Source organism: Neobacillus sp. S1227, from assembly GCF_055385255.1.
In genome coordinates, this window is record NZ_AP038276.1 from 5,149,099 (window position 1) to 5,162,568 (window position 13,470).

8 protein-coding genes are annotated in these 13,470 nt (G+C 40.5%); all 8 read right to left on the minus strand.

The window, feature by feature from the left end:
* Window positions 1-8: 8 nt before the first annotated feature.
* The gene (locus ACZ5AE_RS25820; RefSeq protein WP_464567368.1) at window positions 9-3,140 is read right to left on the minus strand and encodes a glycosyl hydrolase family 95 catalytic domain-containing protein; all 3,132 of its coding nucleotides are present in this window, start codon (window positions 3,138-3,140) and stop codon (window positions 9-11) included.
* A 138-nt stretch (window positions 3,141-3,278) separates the two neighbouring features.
* A complete protein-coding gene (locus tag ACZ5AE_RS25825; protein ID WP_464567370.1) occupies window positions 3,279-3,917 on the minus strand; it encodes a YesL family protein in 639 nt (212 codons plus the stop codon).
* Between the two features lie 26 nt (window positions 3,918-3,943).
* The gene (locus ACZ5AE_RS25830) at window positions 3,944-5,149 is read right to left on the minus strand and encodes a glycoside hydrolase family 88 protein (protein WP_464567372.1); all 1,206 of its coding nucleotides are present in this window, start codon (window positions 5,147-5,149) and stop codon (window positions 3,944-3,946) included.
* A gap of 12 nt (window positions 5,150-5,161) precedes the next feature.
* The gene (locus ACZ5AE_RS25835) at window positions 5,162-7,039 is read right to left on the minus strand and encodes a DUF2264 domain-containing protein (protein ID WP_464567374.1); all 1,878 of its coding nucleotides are present in this window, start codon (window positions 7,037-7,039) and stop codon (window positions 5,162-5,164) included.
* 87 nt (window positions 7,040-7,126) lie between these two features.
* Window positions 7,127-8,662, minus strand: coding sequence for an extracellular solute-binding protein (locus ACZ5AE_RS25840; RefSeq protein ID WP_464567376.1), 1,536 nt, complete (start codon window positions 8,660-8,662; stop codon window positions 7,127-7,129).
* 83 nt (window positions 8,663-8,745) lie between these two features.
* On the minus strand, window positions 8,746-9,618 hold the full coding sequence (locus ACZ5AE_RS25845; RefSeq protein WP_464567378.1) for a carbohydrate ABC transporter permease: 873 nt from the start codon (window positions 9,616-9,618) through the stop codon (window positions 8,746-8,748).
* A gap of 8 nt (window positions 9,619-9,626) precedes the next feature.
* Window positions 9,627-10,592 carry an ABC transporter permease gene (locus ACZ5AE_RS25850; protein ID WP_464567380.1) on the minus strand — a complete coding sequence of 322 codons (966 nt, stop codon included), beginning with the start codon at window positions 10,590-10,592 and terminating at the stop codon, window positions 9,627-9,629.
* A 336-nt stretch (window positions 10,593-10,928) separates the two neighbouring features.
* The gene (locus ACZ5AE_RS25855; protein ID WP_464567382.1) at window positions 10,929-13,199 is read right to left on the minus strand and encodes a helix-turn-helix transcriptional regulator; all 2,271 of its coding nucleotides are present in this window, start codon (window positions 13,197-13,199) and stop codon (window positions 10,929-10,931) included.
* Window positions 13,200-13,470: the final 271 nt, after the last annotated feature.

Genomic DNA, 13,470 nt, shown 5'->3' on the forward strand with positions numbered 1-13,470 from the left:
CAACCGTGTTAAAGGTAGGTATAGCTTTTATTAAAGACTAGTAGATTTATTTTCCATGACAAACCCCTTTGACTTCGAAAGTGAATGTTCAGAAAACCGTCTTTTCGTTGTATGATAGGCAAGATTTCTGTAACAAACTCCCCTGCCCGCAAAGCTTTTTCCGGCTTCCATGCGCTTTGTCCTTCAATTTCTACCTCAGTGTAAGATGGGGCAGCGTTGTCTCCTGACACGAATAACATATCGTACCTTCCTTTTGGAAGCTCAAGCAAAAATGTCTTTTCTGTTTCGCCGCCAACGAAATCCCTCCGAATCTCATCGGGCCCCTTGCGATCAATCGCTGTTAAATCGCCTGCATTTTCCCAGCCAAACCCCGAATACGAAGTAAATACCGTCTCTGGCGATATTTTTCGAAAATCTTGGCCGATTCCACCCCCCATATGAAGCTGTCTCGGAAGCGCTTTGGCATAATCCTTTACCGGTTGATTCTTTGCCGTTCCAAAGTCTAATCGGTAAACAGCAGTTCGCGATTCTCGGTAATTGCCGGAATAATAATCGAATGTGAAATGATCCAGCATCTTCATATGATATGTATCTTTATTTTTCCCTAAGAAAACTCTTCGGGACGTATGGGCTTCATGGATTCGCGGATAGTTCCCTTCGTCCCCTCTTTCACTCGGAGAAAGAAATCCTCTAACAAAAGGCTGATTTGGACGGGCATCTTGCTTCAAACTGTCATTCCTTTGCGGGAAAATCGCATACTTTCCATTTTTTTCAGTAAAAAAAGAAACGTATTCACCCTCCTGGAGCTCCATCCTCTCCCAAGCTGACCCGTCAAAACTTGCTACTGATAACTTTTCTCCCAATCCAAATGGATTTCGCATAACGAACTTGTTTCCCACTATGCTTTTGATTTGAACAAAGGTCGTTCGTCCCTTTCTCATAACGGCACTTACTTCGAAGGCTCCTTCGGCAAGCAGGCCATGGAATTCACAATCCTCCCATCTTTCGTACGTCCGCACATTCTTTTCAACCTCGTGATCGTAAAGGCCGGCCTTACGCTCATTTTCGGGCTCCCCTGATGGAACAGCCGGGAAAACATCGATAATTCCGTTATAACTTTGCAGCAGCATTTCATTAACGGAGGCGACCAATTCTCCAGAGGCTTCCATCATATGCGGATAGTACAGCGGCTCATTTGTAATATTACAATAGTTAATCCACCGCTCCGTTTCCTCGGAAAATAAACCGTTTGGCCGTAATGATAAATCAATGCCTTGCTCATATAGCAGTCTTAGCGCTGTGTTCCCTTTCCCAAGCCTTGAAGCAGCACACGAGAGCCAGCCAAACTGAAACACACCGAACTCCGTATTTTCCTGTACATAACGCAGCGTATTTTCCGCCCTTTTTCTTATATGTTCTTCACTATGCTTGTTGATTTCACCAATTGGATAAATCGGCATAAGGACGGATGGGTGCCTTAAATGCAAATCAGCAGGGGCCCATTTGGAATCTTTGATGATCTCGCCATATTTTTTAGAAATGGCTATTGGATAAGGAGCTAATCGGGCCAGTAAATCACTCCATCTTTTACGGTCGGCTTCCTCTTCACCAAGAATGACATTTGCCTCGATTGAAATATTTAATAAATAACCGACTGTCGCAAGCGTAATGGTAGAGTTCATTGTTACAGGACCTTGTTCCGGTGAAATATCAGGAAAGACGACGTAATGTCCTGTATCATTGTCGATATGGAGATAACCTTCGAAAAATGCGAGAATTTGCTTAAACAAGGGATAAGCCTTCTCTTTCAGAAAGTCTTGGTCCATACTGAATTTGTAGTAATACCATAAAAACTGGGCACACCAAGGCCATGTGCTTAAATACAAGGGGAACGGATAATCGCCCGCATATCCTTGTAACCCGTGGAACTGCTTTGCCATTTTTTTAGCTAGAGATGTGAAAGACAACAAACCGTCATTAAATGCCTCTGCAATCTCAAGATGATTTGCCGTATAGAGAGGCCAAAAGGCGGCCTGAATGTTAACATCCCAATACCACATGCTCCCCCACTTCGTCGGTTGTTTAATATCCCACAAACCGTTTAACCCGCATGCCTGCTCATACATTCTTCCCCCTTTTCCACTACTGCAGGCAATGGCGTACAAATTAACGTACCATAAATCCTCCACCATTTTATCCGGTAAAGTAATCGAGGATTTCTTCCAAAAGTTTTCCCAATGCTGCTTGTGATCGGTGACTTTGTCAGGCAAAAAGCGGGCAGCGTTGTCTAATCTTTGTGCGGCTGTCTTCAAAAGCTCCTTCGTTTCCTCTTCCGTAACAACGGTTGTGATAAGGGTGACTTTCTTCTCTGCATCGTGAATATGGATGTCCATACCATTTGATGCAAACTCAGGATGTCCCTTCGCTCCAATTAGCCTCATCATCACGAGAAAGCTAAACGGACCGTATTCTGTATCTTCACCATCTGGATAGAAAGAGCCTTTATAATAGAAAGTTGTGTTGTTCAACTGGTGAGATTGTATGGTCATATTTGCATATCTTCTGGAAGGGACTGACATAACGACAGCTTTCAAAAGAGTTGAATTCGTCTGATTGATTTCAGTGACTACATAATCCTCGTTTTGGGTTACGATCGTACGTGCGTCAAGTTTGTTGCTTTCATTCTTAATTTGGAAATCGATGCACGCCTCCTCGACATTAAGCTGAAGAGAGTAGTGATCAGAGTCAGTCAATTCCTCATGTGGCACAAGCTGAATTTCACCGGTTGGATAATGGGAAGATCCCCCTCCAGGTTTTCCATACCTTCTATAAAAACTGCTGTTCCATAAGGCATCGGTGTATAAAAAATACGAGCCTTGCTCGGGATCACGCTGCATTTCTTTCGCCCTTTGTTTCATTTCATCAAACGTGAAGCCAAATACTTTATCGAAATGAGGTCCTTCACCTTTTTTATACTTTTCGCTGTAACGATGAAGTTTCTTATAGTAAACTTCATAATGATTTAAGGCTAAAGTCAGCCTATTTTCCTCGAAGAATACCATTCCCCCAAAATTTCCATTTCCAACTGGCAAAGCCTCGTTCCAACCACTTTCTGCATTTTCGTATTTAACTATATGCATGGCTTTCCTCCGTTTGTTTATTGCAGGAAATTTAACGTACACCTCTGATCGTCCGTCCATTGAAAAATCACAATTCGATGTAGTAGAGTCTGAACTATATCTGAAAAAAACCTTGAATTACCTTGAACAAGGATATTTTCAGATTGATAGTTTCCCTGCAGCTGATTCCTGCTTTGCTTTTTGAAATGCCAGGTCCGCGATAAACATCAAAAACCATGCCAATAAACTTACACTTAGGAATGGCAGCAGGCCTGGTACATATGACATAAAGAAATAAAATGCGACAAGCCCGCCGATCATCGAAATCCCGTGAAACGGACAGGAAAGGCAAAACAAAAGAGCCATTTTCAGATATTGAAAGAAACGCAGCTGATAATGAACAAAAACTGGACCCAAGAACAAGTTTGTAATGAGAAAGACAAAGGTAATTGACAACACGAGAATATAGAGAATTACAGAAACTGCCCCTTCATGCGCTTTTAGAAAAACAAGGTAGAAATACAGAATAAACCCTATCAAGCTGATGATCCCGCCTAATGCGTTTGCCCTCCAAAATTCTTTTCGAAATGTAACCCAAAACATCTGAAAAAAGGGAAATTCCACCTCCTGTTGAATCATCCTCCTAAGTACTGCAAACATGGCCATTGTTGCCGGAAATAGCCCGCCGATGACTAGTCCGGCTGCACATCCGAGAAGCCATAGAAATTGTACATAGACGAGCTTTGAAATCCATTCCATTCCGTTATAAAGCCTGCCCATTACCCCTTTGAATTCCATGATGAACACCGCCCATTCCTTTCAAACTACCAGTATAATGTCCAGTTTTTCGTCAATCTGACAAGCGCTTCAAAGTAAAAATAGTCGCCCCACATACAGCTTTCATCGACCCCGTGGCCGAAATTTCTATTGTATACACTATGAAGCAATACGCCTTCCTCTGCATCTTCCTCACTAGAAACATATTGTTTCGCTAACGAAGAAATAATCTTTATGGCTGCATGTTCATAGTATTTGCGGTCTTCATCTAAAACCGGCAGCTGTTTGACCATTTCCAGTAATCCACAAGCCGCGATCGCCGCGGCTGAACTGTCTCGCTCCTCTTCTCCCTCGGTAAAAAACAAATCCCAGTAGCAGACATCATCTTCAGGGAGACGATTAAGAAAATAATGAGTTAACTTTTTGCTCACTGAAAGTAACTTTTCATCTTTTGTATAGAAATAACTCAATGGGAAGCCGTACATACCCCAAGCCTGCCCCCGAGACCAGCATGATTCATCGGAAAATCCTTGGTGTGTATCGCCCTTAATGGGCTCGCCCGTTTCCGGATTCATATAAAATGTATGGTAGGTAGATCCATCATCCCGTACAATATAGTTAAACGCCTGGAGAATATGCTGATAGGCAGCTTGCTTGTATTTAAGGTCGCCCGTTTCTCCTGAAGCCCAATAGAGTAAAGAAAGATTCATATTGCAATCGATAATCATCCTGCCCCGCTGCATAGGATTGGTTAAATCTCCCCATGCCTGAATAATCCCTGCCTTTTCATGAAATCTTTCAAGCAGGAGGTCTGCGGCGTTCAAAGCAATTGCCCGTGCCTCTTGATTTCCCGTCAATTTATAAGCAGCCATGCAGGAGAGGGTATATAAAAAGCCGAGATCATGAGTATTGGTCATTATTCTTTTTTCGATTCTTTCCCGGTAGCTAGTCAGCTGAACTTCCGCGGCTTCACGGTATTTTGGTTCACCTGTCACTTCGTAGGCTAGCCATAACATGCCCGTCCAAAACCCCGGTGTCCACTCGAGATTTTCCGTAGCATCATAGCGAAGATTTGTTGTACAAGGGGCTGGAAATTGCTCAGTAAAACGCGGTAGCTTTTGGTCTATTTTTTTTAATACATGGCGAATGGCGTTTTCTGCATCCTCCCTCGAAAATGCCGGCCGGCTTGCATAACGTTCTTTTCGCTGAATACCTTCATCTGTAACAGTTTTATTGATTTGTTTAATCATCATGTTCACTCCTCCTCAAACAGTTGATGCCGCCAGGATTCCCTTAATCTCAAAAACTTCTTTATTGTCATTGGTCACAATAGCCAAATTGTCATTTCTTAAAACTACCCCAGGCTTACGCTCCCAAAGGAATTTTCCCCGTTCCGAATCACAATGACCTATGACGGATGTTGCGTATAGATGTGTTCCGGGGCTGATTTCTCCGTGTAAAGTCGGAATGAACGAAGTAGAAGAGTGGAGTACATTTGTATTTGGGTCAGCTAATACTAAGGAAGACGACCGTTCTCCGAATAAATTGATGATTCCACTAAGACCCCACGGGCAATGGGTAGCAATACCATCCGCACCTGCCAATTTCTGATGGAGGCGTTGAAGACTCATTTCCTTTTCACGGGCAATCGCAAACCCGCCTTCGGCTGTATGAAGCTTTCTGTCCGTTTGAATTTTATGAATTCTTACATGCCAGCCTTTCAGAGGAATCAGCCAGGTTTCCACCTCGACATTACTCCATGGCTTCCAGCGTGAAAAAATAGCTGCATCCTCCATCCTTACTTCTTCACATTTTCTGCGGCCGCGATAATACATATTTTCCTCACTGAAAACGAGCATCGAGTCAAACGCGCCCTGAATCAAGTCATAATTGCTTTTTGGCACACTAAATCCAAAGGCAGTCGAATAAGCAAACTTTGCATATTTTTCAGCCGTGTGGGCTGGTTCAAATAACGCATACTGGCCAGAGGTCAAAGCATAAACATGATCTCCATCCCTTGAAATGATCATGTTCGGGTGCAGCAGCCCCTTCGTGTGTTCGAGTTTAGGCAGTGGCTCCTCTTCTGCAGCCCAGAGCGGATGATTTTCATCCAAGGCAAGCAACAGGAATATTTTTAGTGCCCAATAGGGTGAACCCGGAGCATTATACTTTTCCGCCATAATCAAATTGGGATATGCATACCCAATGCTTAAAATACCATCTGAATGATAGATTGGCTTACTTAGCCACCATCGTAAATGGCGCAGAATAATTCCTTTCATCACACCCCATGAATAGACTTCGAGATCAGCAAAGGCACACGCACTCCAAAATGACCCTTGGGCAAATCGATAGGTCAGGCTTCTGCCAAAGGGGATTGATGAACCATCCTCGGAAAACCAATAAATAAAGTCCTTCGCAAAAACTTTTGCCCGGTCCTTAAATCGTTTGGACCGTTCCGGATCCTTATCCTTCATGACTTCTGCGTATATAAGCCCATAAAAATAAAACCCAAACGGAATATAGTAATCAACCTGCGGGGCATTGCCATCTGAAAACCAGCCAATCCCTAAGTAGAATTCTTCTAATCTCGTTAACGTTTTCTCTTGCAGTATTTGATCATAGGGTAACCCCAATGTTTCAAACGCAGTATTCACCATGACTCTAAAAAAAAGCCAATTATTATCGACAGGCTGTTTTTCATTTATTTGATTTAACCACTGATATAAGTTTTGTTTTTCCTGTTCTGTTAATGGATGCCACAGTTTATCCGGAACGAGAATCAGCCCCAATGAGAGAGCAGCCATCTCTACCATCCGCTGGTCAACATCAGTAATGTCCCCCCAATATTCTTCATGATCCGGATTGGAGCCATTTCGGATGCCTTCGAGGTACACATTCTCTAATATTGGACAGGTGCCGCCGCCCCTCCAAAAAGGAACCAACCCCCATAATGGACGTGAAAAACCTTCCATTTGGATGACTTGGTTTCTTGAAATGGCGCTCGTTCTGCCAACATCTAATAAAGATTTACCGTTTGAATAAAAATCAACCAATGGCAGACATAATTGTCTTACTGCTTCCATTACATCTTCTCTGGTTTTAAGCGGATTTTTCATAATCGGAATCTGATTAAGTTTCATATTCTTCTCCCATCCTCAGTATGAAATGAAGGTGTTAGTTCAGGGGGAAGAACTAACACCTCAGGGTCATAGAACTAAATGAAGAGCTTAGCTATCTTGATAACGCTTATAAGCCTCTTTATAAACTTTGATATACTCTTTATAGCCCATTTCATCTAATTGCTTTTTGAATTCTTCAAGGTTTACTGGCTCTGATCCCATGATCCACTTTTGCACCGTTTCATCTTTATAAGTCGTGATTTGCGTACCAATATCTGTAAGAATTTTCTCTTCTTCCGCGGTAAATGTCAGGTTCGGAATTTGTTCGGCAAAGTAATTGCCCTTTGTATATTCCTCAACCCCTTTCACCGCAATTGGATTCATCCAAAGCTTTTCATATTCAAAATCTTGATGGAAGGAGAACGGAACTTGAGCTCCATAAGACCTTAGGTTTTCAACAATATTCCCATCTTTCGCCTTTAACGCCTTGTCAGTAAACACAGGTTTCCCGTCTTTGATTTCATATGTTTCGCCTTCAATTCCATAGTTCATCAGTCTACGCCCTTCTTCACTATAGAAAAAATCAAGATATTTAATAATTTTTTCAGGGTTTTTCGCCTGTGCACTAATCGCAACACCCAGATTATTTCCATAATCGGATCGTTTCGTCGGTTCAATTCGTTTGCCGTCTGTATTTTCAGGCGGTGACATTACGACAAAATTGATACCTGGAACAGAATCCTTTAGTGCATCGTTATATCCGGCCGTACTTCCAGGATAATACCGGGATGCCCCGCCAAGGTTATTGCCTAGCAAATATTCCCTTGATTTTTCTCTAGTGAAAATCTCTGGATCAATTAACCCTTCTTTATACCATTTTGACAAGTTTTCCATTGCTGTTTGGAACTTTGCTTCATATGGTCCATATTTTATTTCACCCTTATCAAGGTAAAGGCCATCGAAAGCTCCCCATAATGTACTCAGACCCAGGATATTATCCTCCGAAAAATAAGGGATTTCATCCAGTTTTCCATTTCCATTCGGGTCCTGCTCTTTAAACGCCTTCAGAACATTGTAAAACTCGTCGACCGTCTGGGGCATTTGAAGCTTGAGCTTATCAAGCCAATCCTGTCTGATAAAATACGTTTCCGCTACCAAGCCATCCGAAATATATGGGACCATATACAACTTTCCATCCGGACCTTGATTCGCCTTTAAGAAACCCTCTTTTTCTTTTACGTATTTTTGGATATTTGGCGCATGCTTTTTGATTAAATCATTCAGCGGGAGGAAAGCACCTTCCATTCCGTATTTATTTAAGTATTTCTTTTGACCGTGGACCAAGTCCGGAATTTCGCCAGATGCAATCATCAAGTTAAATGCCTCCGCACTGTTTGTCGACGATTTTGGCGCCGTTCCTTTTAGTTTAATTCCTGTCTTTTTAGCCGCCTCTTTGAAGGTGGCCCAATCATCATTGAAAATAAAATAACCATTGGAAGCATGCATAAAGACCTTCAATTCCTCGACTTTTCCATCCTTTTTCGCATTCTTCTCTTTGCTGCTGGTGGAAGCAGCATCACTACAACCGCTTACTAACATCATCATACTTGCAAGTAAAGGAACAACTAATTTTCTTTTCTTCATTTTTTTACCCCCGCTCATATAGGTTTTTACTTGCTAAAGCTTTAACTAATAAATGCTGCTCTTTTAAGTACCCTGAACAAAAATTATTCTTTAATCCCGCCAATCATCGTCCCTTTCACAAAATACTTCTGAAGGAAGGGATAAACCAGCACAATTGGCAAAATCGACACAATAATTGTGGCATAAATAAACGTTTCCTGTGACATCGTATTGGCGGCATTCATCGAACCTGTCAGTTCCTCATTTAAACTCATTTCGACAATCATTTTTTTCAGCAGTACCTGGAGCGGAATTTTACTTTCATCTTTCAACAGGATCATCGCCCAAAAGTAGCTATTCCATTTGCCTACTGCATAAATGAGTCCCACGGTCACTAGGGCGGGCTTGGATAACGGCAAATAAATATACCGCAGGATTTGCAAATCATTGGCACCGTCCATTTTAGCCGACTCCTCTAAAGAATCAGGAATGGATTGGAAAAAAGTCCTCAAGAGAATGACGAGAAACGCTGAGACGGCAAACCCGACAATAATGCTAGTCCTTGTGTCCAATAACCCCAAATCTTTAAAATTCAAGTAAGTCGGAATAAGCCCCGCACCAAACCACAAGGTAAACGCGATAAAAAAGGCGACAAAGGTCCGGCCCCGGAGCCTGCTTTTTGACAGAGGATAGGCTCCGCAAATGGTCAATAATATACTAAAAGCAGTACCGGCTACGGTATAGAAAACGGTATTTCCATACGCCTGCCATAACCCCTCTTTCGCTAAAATAGATTTATAGGAATCAAGTGTGAGGTCCTTTGGAAACAGTACCACTTCACCCGTGATAACCGCATTCCCTGAACTAAATGAAGCGGAAAGGACATAGACAAAGGGATACAGGCAGACAACTGAAAGCAAAATTAGGATTACTGCAATAAAGCCCGATGATAGTTTATCAGAAAAGGATTGCTTCATCTCATCACCTACCATAATCCAATGTTAGTCATTTTTTTACTTAAACGATTGGCTGCAACTACTAAAATCAAACTTACCACCGAATTAAACAAACCGGCCGCTGCCCCTACCTCATAGTTTCCGCCTTGAAGACCTGCCCGGTACACATAAGTGTTAATCACATCAGCCGTTTCATAAGTAGCAGGCTGGTATAACAGGATAATTGATTCATAGCCTACTTCGAGAAAACTACCGAGATTTAAGATCAGTAAAATCATAATCGTCGGCAGCATTCCTGGGAGGGTGATGTGCCACATTTGTTTCCACCTGTTTGCCCCATCCATTTTTGCCGCCTCATATAGGGCAGGATTGATGCCGGCAATGGCTGCCAAATAAATAATGGCGCTATAGCCTACATCCTTCCAAATCTGCATCGAGCCAATATAAATAGTACGAAAGAATTCCGGCATTGCGAGGAAATTGATTTTTTCTCCCCCCAATTTTTCAATTATAATGTTGACAATCCCATTCGTTGGCGCCAGAAAATTGGTGACAATCCCTGCGATAATGACAACCGAAATAAAGTGAGGGAGATACGTAATCGTCTGCACGGTCTTTTTAAACACCATATTCTTTACTTCATTTAACAATAAAGCAAGAATAATCGGTGCCGGGAAAGCAAAAATTAAACCCCAAAAATTGATCATAAATGTATTCACTAAATTTCTGATGAAATACTCACTGCGAAAAAAACGTTCGAAATTTTCAAACCCGACCCAGGGGCTTCCTGAGATTCCCTTAAATAAGCTATAATCTTTGAATGCAATTTGCAATCCGTACATCGGCTTGTAGGCGAAAATTAAATACCATAGAACAAATGGAATTAACATTAAATATAGGTATTTATCCCGCCAGATAATTGTTTTTGCGGCTTGCAGCTTCACTGCAAGGAGCGATCGTTTTGCTGGAACAATTGTTTCTTTTAGTTCTGACATTGGACTATTCAACTGCAACCATCCTTCCTGCGTTTACTGCCAGTGAATGCGCTTTCTTTTATTTTCCAATGAACTCCCCCTCCTGCTCTCTGTTATTCTCATCATAAAAAACCATGTCCACGGTTGCTATCTCCAATTTTTTAGGTTTGTATTCAAATTTTTATTCTATTTTGAATATTCCAGCGCTGTAGCGGTTATGATTTCTCCTATTTTGAAAGTTTTGTAGATATTCGAAAAAAATGAATATCCATTTTTAAAGAAAATGACTATCGAGAAACAGTAAATAAACTAAAAAAGCATGGAATGGGACATTGAGTTCCAATCCACGCCAAAATGTTAACTGCTTCTTTCATATTGTCCCGGTGGCAGTCCTACATATTTCTTAAAAGTACGGATGAATGTGTTCACGTTGTTGAATCCTACCATCCCTGCTAATTCCTTTATTTTTACCTCTCTGTTTTCTAAAATCTCCTGCGCTTTTAAAATACGATATTTATTCAAGTAATCTTTATAATTTTCCCCAGTATGATTTTTAAAAATGGTACTGATATAGCTGGAGGACAGCCCAAATTCATCAGCAAGATCGTGAAGGGAGATATCCTTTTCATAGTTTTGCTGAATAAAAGTTAAAAATTTCGTCGCAATCGACGTTTCCTCCTCATTTTCCTTTGTACTAATTCGAATTAACATCACCGAAAAAATCCAACGGATTCTCTCTTCTAATTGATCTTTATCATGAATTTGCTGAAGTTCGAAATGGAAAGTGGACATTTCATCACCGAAAATCTCTTTCGATGTTTTATTGGCTGCCTGCAATATCCGGTTAATTGTCCCTCTGATTGCAAACACGAATTGGGAGAGCGCATTCTTTGTTAGTTTCTTAGAATACAGATTTTCCTCAAGAATTCGATTTAGAATCGTTTCTGCTTTTTCACTGTTTCCCTGAACAACTAGCTGAATTAAACTCCGTTCAACATCCAAAGGAAAATAAAAGTTAGTCTGATCCAAATAGGTGAAATCCTCGTATGAAAGGACTGTGTTCCGCTCCAAAGCGAATTTACTCTCCAAAATTTTCTGGGCACTTTCAAATGAATGATAAATTTGCTCCAGTCCGACTACAGGCTGACCGACAGCTGTACTAATATTAAGCTCTAATTCTTTATTCATCGCTTTAAATAATAGTGTCAACCTTAAAACAATATTTTCTTCATCTTCCTGATGAATGATAAGCACAATATTCTGATAGCCATATTCGAATAATTCACAGGCAAAAAACGGCTCAATTTCTTTTATTAGAATACCGAGAATTTGCTGCTTTACCGTCAAGATTCCCTCTTTCGAAAGACGTTCCTGAAGAATGACATTGGAATCAACCTCAATCATGATGACCTTCAAATTCCCCTGGTTAACCTTGAGCGGAAAGCGCTTTATTTTTTCTGAAAACTCCTCTTCATTCATGGGCCCCACAACTAATTCGTTGAGGAATTGCTGTTTAAGAGGCAGCTTGTTTTGCTCAATCGTCTTCTTCAGATTTTCGTTCATTGTGCTAATTTGATCGGTTGTATTTTTTATAAATGAAAGCTCATCATACCCCTCATAATTCTGGTATTGGGACAAATGGTGAATAATATGTTGTATCGGGCGATACGTTCGAGTCACTAAATACGCAGCTAATAGTATTCCTGCTGCTAACAACGAAAGTCCGATTATAAAGGCTTTTAGATACACCCTTTTCATCGCTTCAATCAAAGCCGGCTTTGGTGAAAAATAAACATAATTTAAATTACTGAGAATAGTAGACTGTGTAAGATGAAGATCGTACTTGGCATTTTCCGTCGTGACAGAGCCGGATTCAAAACTAAGCTTATCCAATTTAGCTAATTCCTTAGGCTCTAGGATGTCCTTCACTTTGGCAGATTCTAAATTCGTCTGCAAATATTTTATTTCATCCTTAGTTACCAAACCAAACCCTTCCTTGTCCTTTCCATCCACGAAGGAAAAAAAACTTTTTACATAAAAAGAAATAAAGAACAATGTTTCAACTTTATTAAAATTTGTTTCCTTTTTAATTAATGTCAAATAATCACTATTATTTTCGTTCGCTAGGATCAAGACTTGATGATTGCCATATTGCGGAGTTGAATTATGTACATAATCCTCCAATGCTGAAATATTCTTTTTAGAAAATCCTAATTCCTTAAAAAACATTTCTCTGTTCACCGTTGAATCTTGTGTGACGACTACGTTATCAGCAAGGTTCAGTACCCCACTTCTATATTCAAAATTTGCAAATGCAGAATTATTAATTTTCAACTGTTTCAACAATTGCAGCATCCGGTAATAATAGTCTTCTTTTTGATTTGGCCTAATGTAATCTTTAAATTCTTGGCTATTTTGCAATTGCATAAGTGCATTAAACGCTACCTGGATTCTTGTATCAATACTTTTTTTTGCCTGCTCCAACAAGATTTTCTGATGCTGACTTCGTTCCTTTTGGTACACTTCACTGCTCTCTTTATATAAGAGGAATGTTGTAACGGATGAAAATAAGATAATAATTATACCGAAGTACATCAGCATCTGCCAAAATAGCTTTCTCCTTTTCATTTTTACCTCCTAAATGTAATTACGGTAGCGAACAGTAATATTTTCCTGAAAGAGCCGCCTTTTCAAAAAGTTAACAGAATTTACCCTAAAGAAAAACGGGTAGAATTTACTATTTTATACTCTTTTAAAAATTTCGAATAAATTTCAATCTATGATGATGGTAATTTAATTTACATTGAAAGCACTCGCAAAAAGTCAAAGGGGGGTGTGGTAAAAAAACTCAGGGTGCTTTTCATGAACGATTGGATGATTTGACCATGATCAACGTCTG